At 54.4% G+C, this 23,709-nt stretch carries 21 protein-coding genes and 1 riboswitch; of the genes, 10 read left to right on the forward strand and 11 right to left on the reverse strand.

Annotated elements, in window-relative coordinates; genetic code table 11:
• Positions 1-66: 66 nt before the first annotated feature.
• The 9 genes from B051_RS0104120 to B051_RS0104160 form a co-directional block, all read right to left on the reverse strand.
• Positions 67-498, reverse strand: a complete 432-nt coding sequence (locus B051_RS0104120; RefSeq protein ID WP_018476913.1) for a hypothetical protein — start codon at positions 496-498, stop codon at positions 67-69.
• A gap of 150 nt (positions 499-648) precedes the next feature.
• Complete coding sequence (locus B051_RS0104125) at positions 649-1,614, reverse strand: AAA family ATPase (protein WP_026236182.1); 966 nt, start codon at positions 1,612-1,614, stop codon at positions 649-651.
• A gap of 10 nt (positions 1,615-1,624) precedes the next feature.
• Positions 1,625-2,980, reverse strand: coding sequence for a peptidylprolyl isomerase (locus tag B051_RS0104130; RefSeq protein ID WP_245539570.1), 1,356 nt, complete (start codon positions 2,978-2,980; stop codon positions 1,625-1,627).
• A 215-nt stretch (positions 2,981-3,195) separates the two neighbouring features.
• Positions 3,196-5,505 (reverse strand): peptidylprolyl isomerase, encoded by a 2,310-nt coding sequence (locus B051_RS0104135; protein ID WP_018476916.1) that lies wholly within the window; start codon positions 5,503-5,505, stop codon positions 3,196-3,198.
• Between the two features lie 164 nt (positions 5,506-5,669).
• Positions 5,670-6,080, reverse strand: coding sequence for an ATP-binding protein (locus tag B051_RS0104140; RefSeq protein WP_018476917.1), 411 nt, complete (start codon positions 6,078-6,080; stop codon positions 5,670-5,672).
• Entirely contained in the window at positions 6,073-6,411 is a 339-nt protein-coding gene (locus tag B051_RS0104145) for an STAS domain-containing protein (RefSeq protein WP_018476918.1), read from the reverse strand. The genes B051_RS0104140 and B051_RS0104145 overlap by 8 nt, the downstream gene beginning before the upstream one ends.
• 18 nt (positions 6,412-6,429) lie before the next feature.
• A complete protein-coding gene (locus B051_RS0104150) occupies positions 6,430-8,499 on the reverse strand; it encodes a GAF domain-containing SpoIIE family protein phosphatase (RefSeq protein ID WP_245539571.1) in 2,070 nt (689 codons plus the stop codon).
• 203 nt (positions 8,500-8,702) lie between these two features.
• Positions 8,703-10,172 carry an IMP dehydrogenase gene (gene guaB, locus B051_RS0104155; RefSeq protein ID WP_018476920.1) on the reverse strand — a complete coding sequence of 490 codons (1,470 nt, stop codon included), beginning with the start codon at positions 10,170-10,172 and terminating at the stop codon, positions 8,703-8,705.
• Positions 10,173-10,285: 113 nt separating this feature from the next.
• A complete protein-coding gene (locus B051_RS0104160; protein ID WP_018476921.1) occupies positions 10,286-10,603 on the reverse strand; it encodes a rhodanese-like domain-containing protein in 318 nt (105 codons plus the stop codon).
• Between the two features lie 108 nt (positions 10,604-10,711).
• Between B051_RS0104160 and pnuC the strand changes: the two genes are divergently transcribed.
• The 4 genes from pnuC to B051_RS0104180 all read left to right on the forward strand — a co-directional run bounded on the left by pnuC (position 10,712) and on the right by B051_RS0104180 (position 13,552).
• Entirely contained in the window at positions 10,712-11,335 is a 624-nt protein-coding gene (gene pnuC, locus B051_RS0104165) for a nicotinamide riboside transporter PnuC (RefSeq protein WP_018476922.1), read from the forward strand.
• Positions 11,336-11,482: 147 nt separating this feature from the next.
• On the forward strand, positions 11,483-11,659 hold the full coding sequence (locus B051_RS22380) for a hypothetical protein (protein ID WP_018476923.1): 177 nt from the start codon (positions 11,483-11,485) through the stop codon (positions 11,657-11,659).
• 478 nt (positions 11,660-12,137) lie between these two features.
• Complete coding sequence (locus B051_RS0104175; RefSeq protein WP_018476924.1) at positions 12,138-12,671, forward strand: AAA family ATPase; 534 nt, start codon at positions 12,138-12,140, stop codon at positions 12,669-12,671.
• A gap of 5 nt (positions 12,672-12,676) precedes the next feature.
• Positions 12,677-13,552 (forward strand): aldose 1-epimerase family protein, encoded by an 876-nt coding sequence (locus tag B051_RS0104180; RefSeq protein ID WP_018476925.1) that lies wholly within the window; start codon positions 12,677-12,679, stop codon positions 13,550-13,552.
• A gap of 66 nt (positions 13,553-13,618) precedes the next feature.
• On the opposite strand, the gene B051_RS0104185 is transcribed toward B051_RS0104180, so the two are convergent.
• Entirely contained in the window at positions 13,619-13,867 is a 249-nt protein-coding gene (locus B051_RS0104185; protein WP_018476926.1) for a hypothetical protein, read from the reverse strand.
• 232 nt (positions 13,868-14,099) lie between these two features.
• Positions 14,100-14,197, forward strand: a riboswitch (TPP riboswitch).
• A gap of 64 nt (positions 14,198-14,261) precedes the next feature.
• Here B051_RS0104185 and B051_RS0104190 point away from each other — a divergent pair.
• The 4 genes from B051_RS0104190 (at position 14,262) to queG (ending at position 20,639) form a co-directional block, all read left to right on the forward strand.
• Positions 14,262-16,697, forward strand: coding sequence for a TonB-dependent receptor (locus tag B051_RS0104190; protein ID WP_018476927.1), 2,436 nt, complete (start codon positions 14,262-14,264; stop codon positions 16,695-16,697).
• 237 nt (positions 16,698-16,934) lie between these two features.
• Positions 16,935-18,113, forward strand: a complete 1,179-nt coding sequence (locus tag B051_RS0104200) for an acyl-CoA dehydrogenase family protein (RefSeq protein ID WP_018476929.1) — start codon at positions 16,935-16,937, stop codon at positions 18,111-18,113.
• Between the two features lie 217 nt (positions 18,114-18,330).
• Positions 18,331-19,374: a Holliday junction branch migration DNA helicase RuvB gene (ruvB, locus tag B051_RS0104210; protein WP_018476930.1), complete on the forward strand. Its 1,044-nt coding sequence runs from the start codon at positions 18,331-18,333 to the stop codon at positions 19,372-19,374.
• A 317-nt stretch (positions 19,375-19,691) separates the two neighbouring features.
• The gene (queG, locus tag B051_RS0104215; RefSeq protein ID WP_018476931.1) at positions 19,692-20,639 is read left to right on the forward strand and encodes a tRNA epoxyqueuosine(34) reductase QueG; all 948 of its coding nucleotides are present in this window, start codon (positions 19,692-19,694) and stop codon (positions 20,637-20,639) included.
• Here the strand turns inward: queG and B051_RS0104220 are convergent.
• Positions 20,630-20,821 carry a hypothetical protein gene (locus tag B051_RS0104220; RefSeq protein WP_018476932.1) on the reverse strand — a complete coding sequence of 64 codons (192 nt, stop codon included), beginning with the start codon at positions 20,819-20,821 and terminating at the stop codon, positions 20,630-20,632. The two genes, queG and B051_RS0104220, sit on opposite strands and share 10 nt — an antisense overlap.
• 330 nt (positions 20,822-21,151) lie before the next feature.
• On the opposite strand from B051_RS0104220, the gene B051_RS0104225 reads away from it, so the two are divergent.
• Positions 21,152-22,597 (forward strand): BatD family protein, encoded by a 1,446-nt coding sequence (locus tag B051_RS0104225; RefSeq protein WP_033316711.1) that lies wholly within the window; start codon positions 21,152-21,154, stop codon positions 22,595-22,597.
• Positions 22,597-23,676 (forward strand): chorismate synthase, encoded by a 1,080-nt coding sequence (gene aroC, locus B051_RS0104230; RefSeq protein WP_018476934.1) that lies wholly within the window; start codon positions 22,597-22,599, stop codon positions 23,674-23,676. The genes B051_RS0104225 and aroC overlap by 1 nt, the downstream gene beginning before the upstream one ends.
• The last annotated feature ends 33 nt before the right edge of the window (positions 23,677-23,709 follow it).

A 23,709-nucleotide genomic window follows, 5' to 3' on the forward strand; every position in this document is an offset into this window, starting at 1 on the left:
ACACAAACGAGCGGCGCCCGCAGGTATAAACCTGCGGGCGCCGCTCGTTTTTATCTTTAGCTCAACTTACTGGTTCAGCAGGAACGGATACTGGAAATGCTTCGGGCTTTGCAGTTGCTGCTGCCGCATCATCACGTCCAGGGTATGGGCGGTTTCGTTGAAGTACTCCAGTCGTCTGATGAGCATCTCTTTCTGCAACACAGTGCCTGTGGTAGTCTTCATGTAGGCTCTCTTGTCTTCCAGCACGCGGTGCATCACTTCAGATGCTTTCTCCTCGTTCTGCAGAAACCACTGCTGGAAATCCTGCAGGCGCGCTGCTCCCGGTGTCTCTGACCTGAAATCCAACCCATGCAGGCGGAGTATGTCAGCCAACAGGTTTATCTCCAGCGGTATAGATGTGTTGTAAGGCATGGAGCGAACCTCCAGTTTGCTGTTCAAGGCTCCTAGTATGGTTGCCAGGTTATCTTTAAAGCGAAAGTATAGCGCAGCCGCTTCCATAAATCTTTGGGGTAATGTGAAATGTAAACTTGCGGTGCAAAATTACACCAATTGAGTAAGATTGCTAAATAGTTTGCGGGTTAAATTGTCGGGAGCGGCAATCCCTTTGATAGCAGGCAAGGCGATGCTGCGATGGGGTGAAACCCAACTTTACAGGAGCCCCTGAATCAGTTGCTCTACCGTGATGCCCTCTGCCTCGGCTTTGAAGTTACGGACGATGCGGTGCCGCAGAATGGGAAGAGCAACAGCCTGCACGTCTTCAATGTCAGGAGAGTACTTGCCGTTGAGGAGCGCGTTGCACTTGGCCCCGATGATAAGGTGCTGCGAGGCTCTGGGGCCTGCGCCCCACTCCAGGTACTGACTTGCCTGCGGAGCTCCCATGCTGGTGTTCGGTCGGGTGCTGTGTACCAGCCGCACCGCATACTCCACGACGTTATCCACTACCGGTACGCGACGCACCAGTTGCTGGAAAGCGAGTATGTCATCGGCATGCAGAATTTTGTCCAAGGCGACACGGGCTGCGCCAGTGGTGTTCTTGACAATCTGCAGCTCTGACTCATAGCTGGGGTAGCCTAGCGTGATGTTGAACATGAAACGATCCAGCTGTGCCTCAGGTAGGGGATAGGTGCCCTCCTGCTCAATTGGGTTTTGCGTGGCCAACACAAAGAAAGGCTTGGGCAGTTCGTAGCGCTTGCCCGCCACGGTCACGGCATATTCTTGCATCGCCTCGAGCAGGGCCGCCTGTGTCTTGGGAGGCGTGCGGTTGATTTCGTCGGCCAGGATGATGTTGGCGAAGATAGGGCCGGTCACGAAATTGAAGTTGCGGTCCTTGTCCAGTGTCTCGGCTCCCACGATGTCGGACGGCATTAGGTCAGGGGTGAACTGCACCCGGCTGAAGGACATGTCCAGCGAAGCGGCGATGGTTTGGATGAGGAGCGTCTTGGCGAGGCCGGGAACACCCACCAGCAGGCAGTGCCCCTGACAAAAAACGGCTGTCAACACCAGCCTTACCACCTCTTCCTGCCCTACTATTACTTTTGAGATTTCAGATGTGAGCTCCCGGTAGGAGCGGTGGAGCGCGTCGGCTGCTTCTTTGTCAGAGGAAAACTGCTGCATCATGTGGCGTCTATTGCGTTAGCTGGAGGACCTGGCACCGGTCGTATTCCGGGTCAATTTCGATGTATACGGTATCTGTGTTTTTTCGGAACCACTCATCTACCGCTTTGTCTCTTTTTTGTGCCAGGGCCGCGGCAGCAATCTTCTGGTAATCGTCCTGCAGGTTAGCCATGTGCGGCGAGGACTTCGATTTCAGGTATAGGATGCGAACCGCCTCACGGCCATCATCGGTACGGAAAGCAATTGGCTTGGAAATCTCACCTACCTGCATGGTGTCTATGACGAAGAATATGCTTGGATCCACTTCATCCATTGGGGTATAGGTGCTGCCCGTCATACGGCTTTGCAGCATACCGCCATTGTCTTTGGTGTTGCGGTCATCCGAGAAGTCCTTGGCCGCCTTAGCGAAGGTGAGGCTGTCGTTCATGATGAGGGTGCGCACGCTGTCCAGTACGGAGATTGCATCCTGCACATCCACACTAGCCGTGGCGGGCTTGATTAGGATGTGGCGCGTATTGAACTCCTGCCCCCGGCGCTCAATCATCTGAATCAGGTGAAAACCGAATGAAGACTCCACCACGTTGGACATCTGGCCCGGCTCCAGTCGCAGGGCGGCTGCCTCATACTCTGGTACCAGTTCCTTTTTCTTGAAGAAGCCTAGTTGCCCGCCATCTGCCGCAGAGCCTGGGTCTTCGGAATATTCTTTTGCCAGAGCAGCGAAATCCTCACCAGCCAAGATGCGCTTGCGCAGGTCCTCCAGTTTCTGTCGGGCGGCGGCTTTCTGCGTACGGCTCACCTGGGCATACTTCACGATGTGGCCCAACTCCACCTCACTGGAGAAATAAGGGAGGCTGTCTGCCGGAATCTGGCTGAAGTAGCGTCTCACCTCTTTCGGGGTGACCGTCACCTTCTCGGTAATCTGGCGCTGCATCTTCTCGGACACCATCTGGTTGCGCACGGTACGGCGCAGTTCGTCCTTGAGTTGCTTCAGGCTTTTGTTGTAGTACTGCTCCAGCCGCTCCGGGCCGCCCACCTGAGAAGCCAGGTAGTCGATTCTGCGGTTGAGCTCACTGGCTACTGTTGCTTCCTCCACTGTCACGGAGTCCACTTCGGCGCGGGCCAGCAGCAGTTTCTCCTGTACCATGGATTTGAAGATGTCGCACTTCAGCGCCTCATCTCCTGGCTTTGGCTGTTGCTTGCTCTGGGCGAGGTACTGCAGGTAGCTGAACTCCAGTTCGGAGCGCAGAATGATATGGTTGTCCACTTTGGCGATGATGCCATCCAGCTTCTTCTGCACCGGTATCTGGGCGAAGGCCGTGAAGGTGGTAAGCAGACACAGGATGCCTGCTGCCAATGATTTTCCCAATCTCTTTGTTTTTAGGGTTGTGTTGTACATGGTAGCTTTCGGGTGCCGGTATACTGGTATAAACGGGCGCTTCAAATCTTTCTTGTCTTGTTGTAGGCGTCAATTTGGCTATTTGCCTGCTCAACTATGCGTGTGGCAGGTATAGCCAGGTGCAATCTCCAAAGTTTTTTCAAGCTAAAAAAGCTTCATGTTGAAATGAAGCTTTTTAGAAGGGTTTATTCTCTGATGATTTTGTCTACTTCTGTCTGGTTTATCGTGACTGGATGCTTCTCCTGCAGTTGCTTCACCCACTGCTCATCCAGATAGTTCTGGTAATCGGCTGTCACCTGTCCGCGCACTTCGCTCAGCTGCTTGGGGGCGGGGGCCAGCACATCGTGCACGATGATGAGGTACTGCCTGCCATTCAACTCGGTGGTATAGGTGCCCTTTGCCCATTGGATGGCGTCTACGGCTTTGTTATCCCCTTTCTGGAAGCGCTTCTCCGAAATCTGCACACCCAGCGGGTTGCCTGCATTCAGGTTGTCTGCCAAGGCGCTGAGTTCAGAAGAGAATAGCGTAAAGGACACTCTTCTGTTGCGGCGGCGGCCTGTATCGGTGTTGTCAGAGGCGGCCTGCTTGGTCTTGCCTAATGGTTTTGCCGTGAGTTGAGTCGCTGGTACCCCACGCCCCGCCAGATAAGCCACAACGCCTTTGGCACGTGCAGCCGATACATCGTTCTTGGTGCTTGCCTCGCGCGCATCGGCGTGTCCGTTCACTTCCAGGGAAAGGCTGGTGTTGTTTTTCAGGCGCTCGGCCAGCTCATTCAGTTTCGCAGCGGCCTCTTTGTCGAAGGTCGTCTTGTTGATTTCGAAGAGCAGGTCGGCTGGTTTGCCGTTGCGTACTTCGTAGCGGCGCTTTTCCAGTTGCTGCTGCGCCTGGGCGAGCAGCTCCTTGTTGGCGGCGCTGATGACAGTGGCATGCGCCCGCTGCCCCCACTGGTACTTGTCGCGGTTCTGCTCAAAGTAGGCTTTCAGCCCTACCGTGTCTTCTACCGCCTTGGACCATACCTTCTCGTCCATCAGTTGGAACAGCAGGATGCCATCGTGGTACTCGCGCACGAGCATGCGGAAGTCGGTGTGCTTGTTCTCGAGGTTGGCTCTTTCGTATTCCAGCAGGCTCTTGTTCACGAAGCCGTCGTACAGCATGCCCATATAGTGCGTAGCGGTGCCGGTAGCGCGTGGGCGCTGCTCTGCCTTGGCGTAGGTATAGAAGTCGCCTACGGTGTAGTTTTTGCCCTGGATGGAGAAAAGCGTCGTCTTGAGGGACTTGTCAGCGGCGTCAAAATCCCATTTCGCCTGCAGCAGTTCCTCAGATGCCTTGGCTAAGGCAGCTGTTTTGGCTTCCGTATTCTCCGTGAAGTTGTTCTCCGTTTTGATGCGCTTCAGGAAAGCCGTCTTGTTCAGTTCAGAACGGGAGTCCTTGGCGATGCGGTTGCGCAGGCTCTGCTGCATGTCCTCGAAAGAAGGAAGTCCCTGCTTGTCAATCAGCTTGATGATGTGCCAGCCATACGGCGTCAGGACAGGCTTGGCCACCTCGCCCTCTTTCTGTAAGGAGAAGGCGGCTTCTTCAAAAGAAGGAATCATGCGGCCAGTGCCAAACCAAGGCAGTTCGCCCCCGTTGGAGGCGGAGTTAGCGTCTTCGGAGAACTCGGCGGCCAGTTTCTCCCAGTTCTCGTTGCGCTGCACGCGGGTATAGATAGCGTCGATGCGCTGCTTGGCAGCCAGGGAATCAGCCTTGGGCATGCCTGGCGTAGCGCGTACCATGATGTGGGCCACTTTCACTTCGCCCTTTGCCTGGCGCTTATTGTTCACTTTGATGAGGTGGTAGCCGAAGCGCGTGCGCACAGGCATGGATATTTGTCCGACTTCTGTCTTGTAGGCGGCATCCTCGAAAGGGTATACCATCTGCATGGCCGTGAAGTAACCCAGGTTGCCGCCATTCTCGGCAGCCGAAGGGTCTTGGGAGAACTCTTTGGCGAGTTTCTCAAACAATTCACCGGATGTTACGCGCTTGCGAAGGTCCAGCACTTGGTTATATGCGGCCAACGTGTCCTGCGGGTCGGGCTCAGCGGGGAGGCCGATGAGTATGTGCGACGCGTTCACCTCTTGTTTCAGACGCTCGTAGGCCTCCTGCACCAGCTTGTCCGTCACGCTTTTCTCGGTGAGGTAGGGCTGAGCCAGTTGCTCCTTATACCCTTCCAGCTCACGCCTGAAGGCGGTAGTGGTGTCTAGGCCGCGGCTCTCGCCCTCCAGCACCTTCAGCTTGAAGCGGGTGTACAGGTCCAGGTACTCGGTTACGCTCTGGCGGGTATAGGCGCCTTCGTTGCCGCCGTTGTTCTTTTCGTAAACGTACTGGAACTCCGAAGTGTAGATTGGCTGTGAACCAATGGTAGCAATGATAGGGTCCTGCTTGTCATTCTTCTTGGTTGCGGTACAGCCTGCCAGCAAAAGGGCCGCTGCCGCAACAAGTAGTTGATTGCTGCGCATAAGTAGATTATAAACAAACGCTTGGTTTAGGCTGATTGCGATCAGACCATGCAATTTTAGTTATTTTTTCTGACAGATAGGTCAAAAAGTATCACTATAATCCTATTGCATGCGAATTCGTTCCGGATAACGGACGATGCGCGCGAAAAGTGTGCGTGGCAACCCTATTTAATTTTCTTGTAGAGCAGGCAGGTGTTCTTGGTCCCGGCGGTCTCGAACTCCACTTTGTCCATGATGCGGTTCACCAGGGCTATACCTACCCCTCCTTTTTTCCCGATGCGCACGTGCTCGTCAATGTTGGGCTCCTTGTACTCGGAGCGGCGGAAGGCCTCGCCGTTGTCGGTAATCTCGAACTTGACCGTGTTGTTCTTCTCCGAGACGGCCAGGGAAATGTATTTGGAGGGGTCCTCGTGGTTGGCGTGAATGATGAGGTTGGCACATATCTCATCCACAGCCAACACGATTTGGTTCATCAGGATGTCTGACAGCTGGAAGCCAGCCAGATACTCCGTGACGAAATCCCGTATTTGCTTCAGATTTTTTTTGGTACAGTTTACTGTAATGGTGTTATTCATCAGCGATGGTCATGGCCTCTTCGTAATCCGAAACAATTGTCATGAGCAAATCTAGGCCCAGGATTTCGAATACGTTTCGCACTTTGTCCTGCATGTTGTAAAAAATGAGCTTTATCTGTGCATCCTCAAAGCGCTGCAGGTGCGAAATAAATACGCCCAGACCAGCAGACGAAATGTAATTCAGGTTTTTGCAGTCAACCAGAATCTTGCTGTAGGTCATTATTTCAGGGTCTGAGAGCTCCTCATCCAGTATAACCGATGAGCTTGCATCTAGTTCACCATCCAGGGTGATGATGATAGTCGTGTCTTTGATTTCGTGTGTAATTTTCATCGCATCCTTTACGTCTAGTTATTCATTAGGTTGAGTAGTGGCCTTGAACTTAATCACAAGCAATGTCTGGTCGTCGTACAGGTTATCGGTTGAGCCTGTGAACTCCTCCAAATCGTTTATGATGGCGCATTTTATATCCTCTGCCTCCAGGTGATAGGTCTGTGTGAGCATGTAACGGAGGCGCTCCTCGCTATATTCTTCGTTTGTGGGGCTACGCGCCTCCACAATGCCGTCGGTATAGATGACCATGACATCCGTCGGGTTGTAGTCATAGTACATTTCCCGCACATGGTTGTTGTAGCTCTTGTCCCGGATGATGCCCAGCCCCAAACCGTCTGTCTGGAAGTAGAAGGTGTCGTCCATCATGGAGTTGTAGTACAGGGTATGGCAGTGGCCGGCCCGCGCAAACATGAAGCCCTTCATGCGGTAATCAATGATGTATAGCGCAGAAGTGATGAAAGAGGTTTTCTCGAGGCAGCGGCTCAGGGCGCTGTTCGCCTGCTTCATGAACTCGCTGGGCGGCATGTCCTGCTGCATCAGCCCGTGGAAGATGCCCTTCATCTGCGCCATGTGGAAGGCCGCCGAAATACCCTTGCCCGACACGTCGCCGATGATGATGGCGATGCGCGACTCGCTCAGCTGCAGGAAATCATAGAAGTCGCCGCCCACTTCCTTGGCCGCACGCGAATGCGTTGCTATTTCAAACCAGCTGTCGCTCGGGAATGTTTTCGGAATCAGGCTGTCCTGTACCACCGAGGCAATCTTGAGCTCTTCCTTGTAGCGCTCGTTCTGCAGCGATTCGCTCACCAGGCGCAGGTTCTCAATCGTGAGAATGGTCTGATTGGTGAAGGTGCGCAGTACGTTCACGGTTTCGCGGTCAAAGCCCTGCTCGATGTCCTTGAGCAGGTATAGCACCCCGAACAGGTGCTTTTTGGACTTGATGGGCAGGATGATGAGCGATTTCCAGGGAAGCGTCAGGTCCCGAAAACCGGGGTTGCGGTCCAGGTTGTTGTTGATGTAGTCGATGTTCTGGATGTTGTAGGCCAGCAGCAGGTGCCGGATGCGCTCCACCTGCTCCTGCTCAATGGTAAGCATGTGCGTAATTTCCACATCCTCCTTCTTCATTTTCTCGAACCAGGCGGCGCTGGCGTCCGATGCCTTGATGGTGCTATCAAAGAGCATGTCGTATACCTGCTTCTCGCTCTGCCCCTGCTGTATGGACTGGCTCAGCCGCTGGAAGTTGAGGAGGTCCTCGCTCTTCTGCTCAAAAACGCTGGAGGTGGGCAGGCTGAAGAGCGCCACCAGGAAAGCGGCCAGGGTATAGGTGCACACGAAGAGCATGGCCAGCAGCAGGAAGGCCACATCGGCATAGTCAATGACGAGTTGCGGGCTGTCGGCGAAACCATAGAAGAAATTGGCGAAGATGTAGCAGCCCAGCAGGATGGCGCTCAGCAGCACCAGCGACCGGCCCTTTTTGTTGAAGGTGAGGTAGGCCACCCACTTCAGGTTGGTGCACAGGAACAAGGTATAGCAGCCGATGAGCACCAGCAGCGGCAGGAAGATGTAGCTCGTATAGTTGAAGTTGAGCAGCGTGAGCAGCAGCGTGGCGAACAGCAGCAGTTCGTACCAGTCCCAGGCTATCTGCAGGAACCTGTTCTTGTGGTAGAGCAGCAGTTGGCGCCAGATATAGAAGGCCTTCGCCAGGAAAAGCACCAGCAACCCGAAATTGACCTGGTATACCATGTGCAGCAGCAAAGGCGAGTCCACATCGGTGTAGTTGACCACCATGCGGTAACCCAGAAACAGGGCGACACTCAGGTAGGCGGCTATACCTGCCTTGGCAAAGAGGTTCCAGAGGTAGCTGATGAAGTCAATGCCCTTGAGGTTATCGGCGCTCTGGCGCTGGTAGGCGAAGACCGACAGGATGAAAACGACAATCAGCAGGTTGTTGATGTAGGGAATCGACAGCTTGACCGCACCCTCCTGACGCATGCTTTCTGCAGCCAGAAGCACGTTGGCCAGCAGGAGTGACCAACTTACGATAGCGGCAGTTACGAATAAGGATTTTGCGTTTGTTCTGTAAAGCATATTACGGAAACCCGTGCTTGATTTTGGCTGCGACAGAATATGGCTTGCCTGAGGCTTAATCAGTTTGTAAGGTAAGAAAAAAAATCGCTCTTTGGCCAAGTTGTCGAGGTGAGTTTTTAAGAACACCTAGCATAACGTAAAAACAAAGAAGTAGGTTGACTGTGGCCAACCTACTTCTTTGTTCTGTATTATGAAGGAAAAACCTAGCGGCTGTAGTTAGGCGCCTCGCGCATGATTTGCACATCGTGCGGATGGCTCTCACGAAGGCCAGCCCCTGTTATCTTCACCATCTTGGCCTCCTGTAGGCTGGCTATATCCGGGGTGCCGCAGTAGCCCATGCCGGCGCGCAGGCCGCCTACCAGCTGGTAAATCACCTCGTTCACCATGCCTTTGTATGCCACGCGTCCCACGATGCCCTCTGGCACCAGTTTCTTACTGTCGCTTTCATTTCCCTGGAAGTACCGGTCCTTGGAGCCTTCCTCCATGGCCTCGATGGAGCCCATGCCGCGGTAGGTCTTGAACTTGCGCCCTTCGTAGATGAGCATCTCGCCAGGGGCCTCCTCGGTGCCTGCCAGCAGCGAACCTATCATCACGGTGCTGGCGCCTCCGGCCAGTGCCTTCACCACATCCCCTGAGAATTTGATGCCGCCGTCGGCAATCACGGGTACGCCGGTACCCTGCAGGCCTTTGGCGGCCTCCATCACGGCCGTTAGCTGTGGCACGCCTATACCTGCAATCACACGGGTGGTGCAGATACTGCCTGGTCCCACACCCACTTTCACGGCGTCTGCACCGGCATCGGCCAGCGCTCTGGCGCCTTCAGCGGTTGCCACGTTACCAGCTATCACCTCCAGGTCAGGGAAGTTTTCCTTTATTTTGCGCACCACGTCCAGCACCCCTTTGGAGTGACCGTGGGCTGTGTCTACGCTGATGACGTCCACACCGGCTTCCACCAGCGCCAGGATGCGATTCATGACGTCAGGTGTTACGCCCACGGCGGCACCTACACGCAGACGGCCGTACTCGTCTTTGCAGGCGAAAGGACGGTCTTTCTTTTTTAGGATGTCCTTGTAGGTGATAAGGCCTACCAGAGTGCCTTCCTCATCCACTACGGGCAGTTTCTCAATCTTGTACTGCTGCAGGATGTCTTCGGCCTTGGCCAAGTCGGTGCCCTTCTCAGCCGTAATCAGGTTCTCGGTAGTCATCACCGCCTTCACTGGCTGTGTCAAATCCTTCTCAAAACGCAGGTCGCGGTTGGTGAGGATGCCAGTTAGTTTGCCCTGTCCGTTGATGATGGGGATGCCGCCGATTTTGTGCTCCGACATGATGCGCACCGCGTCGCCCAAGGTGGCATCCTCCTCCAGCGTAATCGGGTCGATGATCATGCCGCTCTCAGAGCGCTTCACCTTGCGCACCTGCTCTGCTTGTGCCCGGATGGACATGTTCTTATGTATGATGCCGATGCCGCCTTCCTGGGCCATCGCAATGGCGAGTTCGGCCTCGGTCACGGTGTCCATGGCTGCAGAAAGCAACGGAATGTTAAGTCGGATATTGCGGGTGAGCTGGGTGGTCGTGTCAGTGTTGTGGGGAAGCACCTCGGAGTAAGCCGGGAGCAGAAGCACGTCATCGTAAGTGAGCGCCTCGAATAGAATCTTGGATTGATCAGAGATCATGGCAAATAATTTTAGGGGTCCTTATTTGCCGCGTAAATTTACAACAATTAATTCGGAAAAGATAGCTGCCAGACGCAGAAATATTTTTCGCCCAAGGATTTAGGGGTACAAAATCAATAGACGGCCATGGTCGGGTCTATCTGGGTAGCCCAGGCATGGATGCCTCCTTTGAGGTTGAGCAGGTTGTCGTAGCCCAGGCGCTGGCTGAGGTAGTTGATGGCCTGCGCACTGCGGAAGCCGTGGTGGCAAATGACAACCACCGGCACATCGCGCCGGATGCGGCCAGACTGCCTGGGGAGTTCTCCCAAAGGTATAAGCTCGCCTCCCAGGTTGCATATCTCAAACTCCTGCGGCTCCCGCACATCCACCAACTGCAGCTTGTCGCTGCGGCCCAACCGCTGCTTGAGTTCCTGTGCCGTGATTTCCTCCATGCTTCTCCTCTTCGTTATGGTATAATGTAGCGCGACTTTGGCTGTTTGGTTTTGATTTGCAAAATTAGCAACAAATTAGGGCAAAGCACAGGCCCTTTCTAGGTATAGATGACGGATTTTTACACGAACGTGACAGAAGCGCTGCAGGCCATGAGCCTGGTAGAGCTGATTGGGGTGATAGCAGGTATAGCCGGGGTGTGGCTGGCCGCGAAACAGAACATCTGGACCTGGCCCATCAGCATCATAGGGGTGGCGGCCTATGTCTACGTGTTCTATGAGGTGAGGCTATACGCTGACATGGGCCTCAACGCTTTCTATGTCATCAGCAGCTTTTATGGCTGGTACGAGTGGCTGTACGGTGGCAAAGGGCACGGGGAAAGGCAGGTGACGCGGGTGGGCCGGCAGGAACTGACGGTGCTGCTGGTGCTGGTGGTTCTATTCACGGCAGGGCTGGGCTACTTCCTGGACAACTACACCGATGCCGACCTGTCCTATACCGACTCGGCGACCACGGCCGTCAGCCTGATGGCCTATTGGATGATGGCCCGAAAGCGGCTCGAGAACTGGATTGTGTGGCTGGTGGTGGATGTGGTGTATGTCGGGGTATACCTGTACAAGGAGCTATACCTGACGACCTTCCTCTACCTCGTTTTCTTGGTGCTGGCTGCCATGGGCTATTTGGACTGGAAACGTGACCTTGAAAAGCACGCTGCAGCCCGTGTTACGACCTGATTGTTTGTAAAGTGCAATTTTCTGTGAGTATCTTATGAAATCTGTGGAGGCCGTAAACACGTACATGTGTGTAGCTTAGGCAATAATGAGAGTATAGTGCGCCAAAGTAAGCGAATACCTAATGTTCAACGCTACAACGACACCACTATGAAGAACCGTAAGATTGAATTGCCAGACGAACTGAAGTATGAGAACCGGCTGAAGTGGGGATACGAGTCTCCGGACGAGAGTCCCAAGCGCCTGCTGTTGCATCAGCACGGCGACAAGCGGCCCAAAGAAGTGGAGGTCTATAACTTCTATGATTATAGCTTTGGCGAAAACTAAGAATACCTGGCCAGCCGCCAGCGACAGGCCGGCTGGATTGACAGTCTTTTCCATTTCAGCACAGAATTGAACCATGCTTCTCATCCCTTCACCGAAGGGTATCCGGGGAGCATGGTTTTTTCTTGGCTGTTCCGTTTACACGCCAATAGATTTCCTAGAGTCAGCGCCTTTCCTATACCTGGCAAATCCGCATGTTCACCTCCTTTTAGACTACATATTCTAAGAATCAGACAAAATAATGATTGATTTGCAAGATGTCTAGTATATGTAAACACATGATATTGAATATGTTGTGGCTGAATTGATACTCCTGCCTAGGGAGGGTAATCGCCTGTAGTTCAGCAACTGACGATAAGGCTATAACAGTAGGAGGCTGTTAAACCGGGCTGCCGCCGTCGGGGAAACCTGTTGGCGGCAGCCTTTTTTGCAGCAAGGCAGGTATAGCGGCAGGCTGTGATTTTTGCTATACCTTTGCGGCATGCTGAAAGTCGCCATCACCGGGCCTGAGTCAACGGGCAAATCTACTTTGTCAGAGCAGCTGGCTGCGCACTACGACACGGTGTGGGTGCCGGAGTACGCCCGAACATATATAGAGGAACTTGGCAGGCCCTATACCCTGCAGGACCTGGAGGCCATCGCCAAAGGGCAGCTGGCCCTGGAGCAGCGTATAGCACAACAGGCCAACCGGGTGCTTTTCGCTGATACGGACCTGCTGGTCATCAAAATCTGGAGTGAGCACGCCTTTGGGCAATGCCCCGATTGGATACTACTGCAACTAAAGCGGCAGGACTACAACCTTTACCTGCTCATGGGCGTTGATTTGCCCTGGGAGCCGGACCCGCAGCGGGAGCACCCGCACCTGCGGCAGTATTTCTACGACTGGTACAAACGTGAGCTGGAGGCCCTGCAGGTGCCCTTCGTGGAGATAGCCGGTCAGCACGACTCGCGACTGGAGCAGGCGAAGCGGCAGGTGGATGCCCTGCTCCTGCAACACAGACAAAATAAGACGTAATCACTATGCTATACTTTTTACAGAACTACAATTTCAAAGTGGGTGTCGAGAGCAAAGGGGCTGAGTTGCAGCACTTCATCAAGCTCGACGAAGAACTGGAACTCATCTGGCAGGCCGACCCCAACATCTGGGCAAGCCACGCACCCAACCTGTTTCCCATAGTAGGGGAGCTGCCAGAAGGCACCTACATCTACGGAGACGAAATCTTCGCCATGAAGCGCCACGGCTTCGCGCGGCACAAAGAGTTCCGGCTCATAGAGCAGCTGGATGACAAGCTGGTGTTTGAACTGGACCACGACGACGAGACGCTGCTGCAGTATCCCTTCAAGTTCAGGCTGCTGGTGGCCTACAAGCTCGAAAACAACAAGCTGTCTGTGACTTACCAGGTGCTCAACCAAGACAGGAAGGCCATGTTCTTCTCCCTGGGCGGTCATCCGGGCTTCAATGTCCCTTTCTATCCGGGCGAGCAGTATACGGATTACTTCATCGAATTTGAGGAAGAGGAGACGCTCCGGCGCCACCTGTTGACGGACAGCGGCTTACTGAGCGGCGAGACGGAACTGGTGCTGGAAAACGAACGTGTTCTGCCCCTCAGGCACAGCTACTTTGACAAGGACGCGCTGGTGTTCAAAAACCTGAACTCAGAGATGGTGGCACTGGGCAGCCGCACGAACGCACGCCGCCTGGAGATTACGTTTGAAGGCTTCCCATACCTGGGCATCTGGGCGAAACCGGGGCCGTCGCCTTACGTCTGCATAGAGCCCTGGTGCGGTATAGCGGGCAGTGAAGGCGAGAGCGGTGTGCTGGAGGAAAAAGAAGGCATCAACAAACTGGCCCCGGAGCAGGTGTTTGAGCGTACCATCAGCATTGAAGTGCTTTAGCACCTATCAAGAACAGTTCTAAAAGCAAAGGCCCCTGCTGGTTTCCAGAGCAGGGGCCTTTGCTTTTCATTGTAGTGAAGGTTCCGGAAACTTCGGCACCTTGATGCGTCTCAAGTCATACTTCGGTTCATAGTCATTGATGGGCAATGATATACCGGGCGGGAGGTCAAGATCTGGCAGGTCGTCACCTAGTGGCTCGCCTCCATCATCGTCATTGTCAGTAGAGGACGAACCCCTGAACTTCTTGCGCGGAGCGAAAGCGTAATATGCCAGTATCGTTAGCAAAGCTAAGGTATACAGTAAGCTGATCATCATCACATTTCTTCTTTATCTCTTTTTAATTGTTCAGCCGGCCTATCTCCTGGTTTAAACCACCCGCCCAGCAGAGCGCGTGCAGGAGAGTGTGCCTGTATGATTAGAACGTAGTTTGGCGGAATGTGGTTATCGCGTTTAGATAAAATTAAGACTGCTTAAGCCTATGGAATAGTGGGCTTTACCATTCTTTGTGCCAGCAGGCTTTGTATTCATCAGAAAGGGGCCTACATTTGCAGCAGTTTAGGGGTGCCTTATCATAACGGGCTGAGATCATACCCATTGAACCTGATCCGGGTAATGCCGGCGAAGGGAAAAACGCGGGGAAACAATGTAAAGCAGGCTGCCGGCCCCAGGCAGACTTGTATGTTTCATCAATTTCTTTTCTTACACACCCATGAAAAAATTACTGGTTGTGATGGCAGTCGTGCTATTGCCATTGCAGTTGCTTGCTCAGTTCAGGCTGAGCGGGCAGGTCACAGACGCGGCCAAGAACCAAGCGCTGGCGGGAGCCACCGTGGTGTTGGCCGGTCAAGGGGCAGGAACTGTTTCCGGCGCCGATGGCTCTTTTGAATTCCAGAATCTCCCGGCGGGCAGCTATACCTTGCAGGTGTCCTACCTAGGCTATTCCCCAATTGAAAGAAGGGTGGAGCTGACCGCTGACACAAACGTGCGCATTGCCTTGCAGCAGGCCACCCTACGCACCGGCGAGGTGGTGATTTCGGCCACGCGGGCCAATGAGAAGACCGGCACTACGTTCACCAACGTGAGTCGGGAAGAACTGCAGGAGCGCAACTTTGGGCAGGACCTGCCCTACCTGCTGGAGCAGACGCCCTCGGTGGTGGTGAACTCTGACGCCGGCGCAGGCGTGGGCTATACCGGCATCCGCATCCGCGGCTCCGACATCACCCGCATCAACGTGACCGTGAACGGTATACCTATTAATGACGCTGAGTCGCACGGCACCTTCTTCGTGAACATGCCGGACCTGGGCTCTTCGGTACAGGACATACAGGTGCAGCGCGGGGTGGGTACTTCCACCAACGGTGCGGGTGCCTTTGGGGCGAGCCTCAACATCCGTACACTGGGCGTGAACCGCGACGCCTATGCCGAGGCGATGAACGGCTACGGCTCCTTCAACACCTGGCGCCACAGCGTCTCCTTCGGCTCCGGGCTCATTCACGACAAATTCACGTTTGACGGGCGGCTTTCCAAAATCTCATCGGATGGGTATGTGGACCGAGCCTTCTCTGACCTGAAATCCTACTACTTTGCGGCGGGCTACCACGGCAAGGCAGGTATGCTCAAGTTCGTGACCTTCTCGGGCAAGGAGCAGACCTACCAGGCCTGGAACGGCGTGCCGGAGGACAAACTGGAGACCGACCGTACCTACAATTCGCTCACCTACGACAACGAAACCGACAACTACCAGCAGGACCATTACCAGCTGCATTACTCCAAGGATTTAGCGAGTCGGCTGAACCTGGGAGGCGCCTTCTTCTATACCCGTGGCCGCGGTTACTATGAGCAATTCAAGGACGACCAGAAGCTGTCGAAGTACGGTATAGCGCCGGTCGCGCTTGGAGATACCACCATCGGCCGTTCCGACATCATCCGCCAGAAATGGCTCGACAACCACTTCTATGGTGCCACTTACGCCCTGAATTACACCGACGGGGCAGGCAGGCTGGAGGCGACTTTGGGCGGTGCCTGGAACAGGTATGACGGCGACCATTTCGGTGAAGTCATCTGGGCGCGCTACGCAGGCACCAGTAACATCCGCCACCGCTATTATGAAAACAACGCCATCAAGACCGACTTCAACATATTCGGAAAGGCTACTTACCAGCTCACGGACAGACTGGGTGTTTTCGGTGATGTGCAGTTCCGCGCCATCGACTACAAGATAGACGGCGTGGATGATAATAATATCGACGTGACGCAGCAGGCGGATTTCCAGTTCGTGAACCCAAAAGTGGGCTCCACCTATGCGGTAACGGATAACCAGACCGTCTATGCCTCTTATGCTGTGGGTAACCGGGAGCCGGCCCGAAGCGACTTCACTGACACCCATCTGAATAACCAGTCCTCCGGCGCGACCCGCCCGAAAGCTGAGACGCTGCACAACCTGGAGGCTGGCTACCGCCTGCGGGGCAACGGATTGTCGTTGCTCGGGCAGAGCCTCGGCTATACCCTGGACGCCAACTACTTTTACATGGACTACGACAACCAACTGGTGCTGACCGGGCAGCTCAATGACGTGGGCGCTCCGCTGCGCACCAACATCAAGGACAGCTACCGCACAGGTATAGAACTGGCAGGTATGGTAAAACTGAATGACCTGATGGAATGGAGCAGCAACGTTACCCTCAGCCGCAACAAAATACAGAACTACACCGAGACCGTGTATGTGTACGACGAGAGCTACAGCGTGGAGAACGTCATCCGCAACAACTACAACGAGACGGACATCTCTTTCTCGCCGGCCGTGGTGTCGGCCCACCAATTGGAGGTCCAGCCCATCAAAGGCTTCCGGACGGCGCTGCTCTACAAGACGGTGAGCAAGCAGTACCTGGACAATACAGCAAGCGACAATCGCATGCTCCAGGGCTATCAAGTGCTGGATTTGCGTCTGCGCTATACCTTGAAACCGGCGTTTATGCGTGAGCTGGAGCTGGCGCTGCTGGTCAGCAACCTGCTCAACCAGAAGTACGAGGCCAACGGCTATACCTTCAGCGAGCAGTACACCGGCGACCCCACCCGCTACGACTACAACTACTACTACCCGCAGGCGACGCGCAACTTCTTCCTGTCGCTGGGCATGAAGTTCTGAGAAAGCATACTATACCTGAAGGAGAAGCCTCGCCAACCGGTGGGGCTTCTCCTTTCTAGGCGCACGGGCAATCACCTTATAAAACAGCCAGAATGGGTAGCGGTTGCAGGACTGGGAACAGGGATTGGCGATTTGTTTCCATACCTGTTTTTTTATCTTGTCAACATCGTAGTGGATGCTTATGCATAAAATTTTATATTTGCGCATTACCCTTTCCTTAAAACAACAACATAAGCTATGGCCTACGAATCCACAGGAGCCCCTGATTACTATAACATTGACGACCTGCTGACCGAGGAGCACAGACTCATCCGCCAGACCCTGCGCGACTTTGTGAAGCGCGAGATTTCCCCTAACATCGAGCAATGGGCGCAGGACGCGCATTTCCCTTCCGAAATCGTGAGGAAGTTCGGTGATGTGGGCGCTTTTGGTCCGACTATACCTGCCGAGTACGGCGGTGGCGGCCTCGACTACATCAGCTACGGCATCATCATGCAGGAGATTGAGCGCGGCGACTCCGGCATGCGCTCTACCGCCTCGGTGCAGGGCTCGCTGGTGATGTACCCCATCTATGCCTATGGCTCGGAAGAACAGCGCAGAAAGTACCTGCCCAAGCTGGCCAGTGGCGAGTGGCTCGGCTGCTTCGGCCTCACAGAACCGGACCATGGCTCCAATCCGGGCGGTATGACCACCAACATCAAAGACATGGGCGACCACTATCTGCTCAACGGCGCCAAGATGTGGATATCCAACTCGCCGGAGAGCCAGGTGGCCGTGGTGTGGGCCAAGAACGAACAGGGCCGCATCAAGGGCCTGATTGTAGAGCGCGGCATGGAAGGATTCACCACCCCCGAAATTCACAACAAATGGAGCCTGCGCGCCAGCACCACCGGCGAGCTGGTGTTCGATAACGTGAAGGTGCCGAAAGAGAACCTGCTGCCCAACGTGGAAGGCCTGCGCGGTCCGCTCGGCTGCCTCGACTCCGCCCGCTACGGCATCGCCTGGGGCGCCATCGGCGTGGCCATCGACTGCTACGAATCAGCCCGCAAGTATGCTATGGAGCGCATCCAGTTCGACAAGCCGATTGGGGCTTTCCAGCTCACGCAGAAGAAACTGGCCGAAATGCTCACTGAAATCACCAAGGCGCAGCTGTTGGCCTGGCGACTTGGCACGCTGAAGAACGAAGGCAAAGCCACCACGCAGCAGATTTCCATGGCCAAGCGCAACAACGTGGACATGGCCCTGCACATCGCCCGCGAGGCGCGGCAGATACACGGCGGCATGGGCATCACAGGCGAATACCCTATCATGCGCCACATGATGAACCTGGAGTCTGTAATCACCTACGAAGGCACCCACGACATCCACTTGCTCATCACAGGTGCTGATATCACCGGTATATCGGCGTTTAAGTAAGAACCTTTTCCTGTACAGAAAATGGAAGGGCAGCTGCGGGAGTGGCTGCTTTTCTGTTTCTGGGTATTGAATTTTGCTAACCATGTTAGATTTATGATGAAATACTATAAAATAATTAGCAAAATTCAGTAAATTCGTCTGCAGAAATGGAGCGAAAGCTATACCCAAACTGTTACCTGTAGGTATAGCATTGAGCTGCGATAATACTTATTATTCTATGAGAGAAGATTATCTCACCGGCAGTAACGACTACATGTCGCCGGCTGAAAAAGACATCGACAAGGCACTCCGCCCACTCAGCTTCGCCGACTTTACCGGACAGGCCAAAGTGGTGGAGAACCTGAAAATATTTGTGCAGGCTGCCAAGCGCCGTGGCGAGGCACTGGACCACGTCCTGCTGCACGGACCTCCTGGTCTGGGCAAGACCACGCTGTCACACATCATCGCGTCAGAACTGGACGCAGGTATAAAAATGACCTCCGGACCTGTGCTCGACAAACCCAGCGATTTGGCGGGTCTGCTCACCAACCTGGACGCGAACGATGTGCTCTTCATCGACGAAATACACCGTCTCAACCCGATTGTGGAGGAGTACCTGTACTCGGCCATGGAAGACTATAAGATTGACATCATGCTGGATTCAGGCCCCAACGCCCGTTCCGTGCAAATCAGTCTGAACCCTTTCACGCTGATAGGAGCCACCACCCGTTCCGGTTTGCTTACGGCGCCGCTACGCGCCCGATTCAGTATCAACAGCCGCCTGGAGTACTATGATGCCGAGCTGTTGACTTCCATCGTGAAGCGTTCCTCTGCCTTGCTGGGTGCGCCTATCCACGAGGACGCGGCCTTTGAAATAGCCCGCCGCAGCCGCGGTACGCCGCGTATTGCTAACAACCTGCTGCGCCGTACCCGCGACTTTGCGCAGGTGAAAGGCAACGGCACCATTGATGTGGAGATAGCCCGCTTTGCCCTGCATGCCCTGGACGTGGACCACAACGGCCTGGATGACATGGACAAACGTATTCTGTCCTGCATCATCGACAAGTATAAAGGTGGCCCGGTGGGTATATCCACTATCGCAACGGCCTGTGGCGAGGAAGCCGAAACGATTGAGGAGGTGTACGAACCTTTCCTGATTCAGGAAGGTTATATCAAGCGTACGGCCCGTGGCCGCGAAGCCACAGAGGCCGCATACCGCCACCTCGGCAAAGTGCCGCCGCAGCAAGTGGTAGCAGGTGGCCTGTTCGACCAACCCGAATAAAAACTGTTTGTGATATATGGAAAAAAGCAGGCCTTAGGTCTGCTTTTTTGTTTCCGGATGGTTTGGCTATACCTGCCTTCAATTGGTCTTATTGATTTGTACAATCAGCCTGGCTCCAGAATAATATCATTCTCAAGCAGCTTCGAAACTGCGTCCAAGTGGCGGCGGGAATGTGTGAGCCCTAATGCTTGAGGCGTATCTGTTGGTAATATTATTTGGACTTATACCGGTCGCGGACATTCCTGATTACCAATCGGATTTATTTTGGCGTAAATTTGTTCTCCTCAAGGTATAGCCATACCTGAGCAGCACTTATTTTGAATAAAGCACAAACTACATACCTCATCAAGCAGAAGGCCAGGGAACTGGGCTTCATGTACTGCGGCATTTCCAAGGCGGATTTTCTGGAAGAGGAGGCGCCCCGGCTGGAGAACTGGCTGAAGCAGAACATGCACGGGCAGATGCACTACATGGAGAACCACTTCGACAAGCGCCTGGACCCGCGCCTGCTTGTGGAGGGGGCCAAGTCGGTTGTGTCGCTGCTGCTGAACTACTACCCCGAGAAGGAAACACAGCAGCCGGACGAGGGCACGTACAAAGTCTCGAAATACGCCTACGGCACCGATTACCACTTCGTCATCAAAGACAAGCTGAAGGATTTGCTCCGCTACATAAACGAGGAGGTGGGGGAGGTGGGTGGCCGCTGCTTCGTGGACTCCGCTCCGGTGCTGGATAAGGCTTGGGCCAAGAAGAGCGGGCTGGGCTGGGTAGGCAAGAACTCCAACCTCATCACGCCGCAGGTCGGCAGCTTTTACTTCATCGCGGAGCTCATCATTGACCTGGAACTCGACTACGACGGACCCATCAAAGACTACTGCGGCTCCTGCACCCGCTGCCTCGACGCCTGCCCTACGGATGCCATTGTGGCGCCTTATGTGGTGGACGGGAGCAAGTGCATCTCCTATTTCACCATTGAGCTGAAGGACCAGCTGCCGCAGGAGATGAACGGGAAGTTCGGAAACTGGATTTTCGGTTGCGACATCTGTCAGGACGTATGCCCTTGGAACCGTTTCAGCAAACCGCACCAGGAGCCCGCCTTCGCAGCGCACCCGCAGTTAAGAGACATGAAATCCACAGACTGGCAGGAAATCACACAGGAAGTCTTTTCGCAGCTGTTCAAGAAGTCAGCCGTTAAGCGTACCGGCTACAAAGGCCTGCTGCGCAACATCCAGTTCGTTCAGCAGTCTGACGAGAATCAGACCTGAGCTTTGGAGAACACACGGTTCAGGATTAGCAGGTACATTTCGGAGAATTTTTCATAGCACCAGTTTTTCAGCTGCTTTATCTCCTCAGGAACCAGCACATTGAAAGCTTTTCTAAGTTCCTTTTCAAACAGCCGCTTGTCGAAGCTTACTTTCAACAAGATAGTCTTAATGTATTCCAACATTTCGGTAAGAGTAATGTATTTTGCTCTGATGTACGAAGGTATAGGAAAAAAGTGATTCAAATATGAACAATTTGTAAAATATTAAGTTAAGGTCTTGATTCCGAGTGTTAAAGGCCTCGGCTTCTAGGGGCCTTTACCTTCAAAACGGCCTGTAGCGGCCTTTATTTTCCTCAGGTGGCCACCACGGCAGCCATGACAGGCAATGTGTACTATGGATGGGTGACAGCCGTTCTGCGCTCAACAAGATATTTGACACTGAGACGCAGGAATTTGTAAATTTGCCTATTGTACCTAACAGATTCAGCGCCTAGTTGTTTGCAGCGCCTGCTTATGCACCGGATTCTTCTCACCCTTCTGCTCTTTTTAGCCTTTGCGGTTCAGTCGCTGGCGCAGCAGGCCAGCATTGAACTGGGCAAGAGCCCGCTGCCCATCAACATGTACTACACCATCTCCATCAGGTTGCAGGACCAGGCGCTGAAGGAATATTCCCCTTTCCCGGAGATTGAGGGCTTCAAGAAAAGCTCTAAGTTCTCCTCCACCAAAACCGTTATCACTGGAGGTAAAACCACCACCATCCTGACCATCACCCAGAACTACGCCGCGCTCAACGAGGGCAGTTTTGAGCTCAAGCCATTCACCATGAAGGTCAATGGGCAGACACTGCAATCGGCTGGCACGAAAATACGAGTGTCGCCCATGACGGCCGTTCCTCCCCAAAGCCCGAACATACCCAACCTGGTGATACCAAATGAGGCGGAGCAGGTAGAGGATAGACCGCAGGAGTTTGTGGACAAGGAAGATAACGCTTTCCTGACGCTGTACACCGATAAGAAGGAGGTATACGTGGGGGAGGGGTTGAACATCGTGCTCTACTTCTACCTGGCAGAGGAGGACCAGCGCCTGCTGGACTTCCATGACTATGGTAACCAGATTACAGGTATACTGCGGCAACTCAAGCAGCCTAACGCCTGGGAAGAGGCCTTTGAATTTACGGAGGTGACGCCGGAACACGTCATGATTCAGGAAAAGCCCTACGTGCGTTTCAGGCTGTACGAAGCCATGCTATACCCGCTGAACACAGAGCCGCTGCGTTTTCCGGCCATGTCGCTCCGGATGATAAAATACAAAGTGGCCGTCAACCCTACGCTGGCAGAGGACCGGCAGGAAGGCTTCAAGACGTTCTTTGCCAGGGAGCGCGTCATACCTGTCAAGGAGTTGCCACCCCACCCGCTCCGGGATGTGGTGCCGGTAGGGCAGTATACCCTGCAAGAGCGCCTGTCCCCAAAGAGCGTGGCTGTGAACAAAAGCTTTTCTTACCAGTTTCAAGTGCAGGGCGAAGGCAACTTGGCAGCCATCATGCCGCCTGCGCCTGTCACCACCGGCATACTTGATTTCTACCCGCCCGATTTGCGGCAGGACCTTACCCGCCGGGCCGGGCGAGTGGAGGGGTCCAAAACATTCACCTATACCGGGCTTGGCAGAACGGCCGGCGACTATCCGCTGGGTGATGTCTTCCAATGGGTTTACTTCAATCCGGTTACAGCCACCTACGATACGCTGCGTTCCACATTGGCAGTGAGCATCACCGGTGAGGCCGACGCCGATGCCTTGGTGCTGTCACGGGATTTGGGGCCGTTTTACAAAATCATCGCGAACGAGGACCATACCTTGGTCAGCCTGCACCAGGAAGCGGACATCAGGCGCTATACCAACATCATCCTGCTGGTGCTGCTGGCGGTTTCGGGGTTTGTGTTCCTAAAGTATAGAAAGAACTAATGAGCAATTCATACGGCAAGATTTTTCGGATTACCACCTTCGGCGAGTCGCATGGCGCTGCCATCGGCGTGATTGTAGACGGTTGCCCGGCCGGACTGGAGATAAGCCCAGAAGAAATCCAGACAGCTCTGGATAGACGCCGGCCTGGCCAGTCTGACATCACCACGCCCCGCAAGGAAGAAGACCGCGTGACCATCCTTTCCGGTGTGTTTGAAGGCAGAACCACAGGAACGCCCATCGCGATGGTGGTGGGCAACAAAGACCAAGCAAGCCATGACTATTCGCACATCGCGCAGGCCTTCCGGCCTTCGCATGCTGACTATACCTATACCGCCAAGTACGGCATCCGCGACCACCGCGGCGGCGGCCGCAGCTCGGCCCGAGAGACGGTGGCCCGCGTAGCGGCTGGCGCACTGGCTGCCAAACTGCTGCAGCACCACGGCATCACCATACAAGCCTATGTATCGCAAGTAGGAAACATCAAGCTGCGCAGGCACTATTCCAAGCTGGACCTGTCACAGATTGACTCCAACAAGGTGCGCTGCCCCGACGGCAAGGTTGCCGCCCGCATGATAGGACTGATAGAGGATGCCCGCAACAGCCTGGATACCATTGGCGGCGTGGTGACCTGTGTGATACAAGGGGTCCCGGCAGGGTTAGGTGAGCCCGTTTTCGACAAGCTGCATGCCGAATTGGGAAAGGCGATGCTGAGCATCAACGCGGTGAAAGGTTTCGAGTACGGCAGCGGCTTTGAAGGGGTGAAGCTGCGCGGCTCGGAGCACAACGACCAATTCTATACCGATGACGAAGGCAATGTACGCACCCGCACCAACCATTCCGGAGGAATACAGGGCGGCATCAGCAACGGGCAGGACATCTACTTCAATGTGGCTTTTAAACCAGTGGCCACCATACTCCAGCCGCAGCAGACGATTAACGATGCGGGTGAGGAGATAACCCTGCAGGGCAAGGGACGCCACGACCCTTGCGTACTGCCACGCGCCGTGCCCATCGTAGATGCCATGGCGGCCCTCGTTCTGGCTGACTTCCTGCTCCGCCAGCGGGTGAACATGCTGTAGCTATACCTATACCTGCGGTACACCAGCTATACC

It is taken from the genome of Pontibacter roseus DSM 17521 (genome assembly GCF_000373265.1).
GTDB classification, from domain to species: domain Bacteria; phylum Bacteroidota; class Bacteroidia; order Cytophagales; family Hymenobacteraceae; genus Pontibacter; species Pontibacter roseus.

What these genes read in the sequence shown, in the direction of transcription:
- B051_RS0104200 (WP_018476929.1), top strand. Translation starts at nt 16,935, where the DNA reads ATGGCCTACGAATCCACAGGAGCCCCTGATTACTATAACATTGACGAC.
- guaB (WP_018476920.1), bottom strand. Translation starts at nt 10,172, where the DNA reads ATGATCTCTGATCAATCCAAGATTCTATTCGAGGCGCTCACTTACGAT.
- B051_RS0104225 (WP_033316711.1), top strand. Translation starts at nt 21,152, where the DNA reads ATGCACCGGATTCTTCTCACCCTTCTGCTCTTTTTAGCCTTTGCGGTT.
- B051_RS22380 (WP_018476923.1), top strand. Translation starts at nt 11,483, where the DNA reads ATGAAGAACCGTAAGATTGAATTGCCAGACGAACTGAAGTATGAGAAC.
- B051_RS0104140 (WP_018476917.1), bottom strand. Translation starts at nt 6,080, where the DNA reads ATGAATAACACCATTACAGTAAACTGTACCAAAAAAAATCTGAAGCAA.
- ruvB (WP_018476930.1), top strand. Translation starts at nt 18,331, where the DNA reads ATGAGAGAAGATTATCTCACCGGCAGTAACGACTACATGTCGCCGGCT.
- B051_RS0104120 (WP_018476913.1), bottom strand. Translation starts at nt 498, where the DNA reads ATGGAAGCGGCTGCGCTATACTTTCGCTTTAAAGATAACCTGGCAACC.
- B051_RS0104160 (WP_018476921.1), bottom strand. Translation starts at nt 10,603, where the DNA reads ATGGAGGAAATCACGGCACAGGAACTCAAGCAGCGGTTGGGCCGCAGC.
- pnuC (WP_018476922.1), top strand. Translation starts at nt 10,712, where the DNA reads ATGACGGATTTTTACACGAACGTGACAGAAGCGCTGCAGGCCATGAGC.
- B051_RS0104150 (WP_245539571.1), bottom strand. Translation starts at nt 8,499, where the DNA reads ATGCTTTACAGAACAAACGCAAAATCCTTATTCGTAACTGCCGCTATC.
- B051_RS0104185 (WP_018476926.1), bottom strand. Translation starts at nt 13,867, where the DNA reads ATGATGATCAGCTTACTGTATACCTTAGCTTTGCTAACGATACTGGCA.
- B051_RS0104190 (WP_018476927.1), top strand. Translation starts at nt 14,262, where the DNA reads ATGAAAAAATTACTGGTTGTGATGGCAGTCGTGCTATTGCCATTGCAG.
- B051_RS0104125 (WP_026236182.1), bottom strand. Translation starts at nt 1,614, where the DNA reads ATGCAGCAGTTTTCCTCTGACAAAGAAGCAGCCGACGCGCTCCACCGC.
- B051_RS0104175 (WP_018476924.1), top strand. Translation starts at nt 12,138, where the DNA reads ATGCTGAAAGTCGCCATCACCGGGCCTGAGTCAACGGGCAAATCTACT.
- B051_RS0104220 (WP_018476932.1), bottom strand. Translation starts at nt 20,821, where the DNA reads ATGTTGGAATACATTAAGACTATCTTGTTGAAAGTAAGCTTCGACAAG.
- B051_RS0104135 (WP_018476916.1), bottom strand. Translation starts at nt 5,505, where the DNA reads ATGCGCAGCAATCAACTACTTGTTGCGGCAGCGGCCCTTTTGCTGGCA.
- B051_RS0104145 (WP_018476918.1), bottom strand. Translation starts at nt 6,411, where the DNA reads ATGAAAATTACACACGAAATCAAAGACACGACTATCATCATCACCCTG.
- aroC (WP_018476934.1), top strand. Translation starts at nt 22,597, where the DNA reads ATGAGCAATTCATACGGCAAGATTTTTCGGATTACCACCTTCGGCGAG.
- B051_RS0104180 (WP_018476925.1), top strand. Translation starts at nt 12,677, where the DNA reads ATGCTATACTTTTTACAGAACTACAATTTCAAAGTGGGTGTCGAGAGC.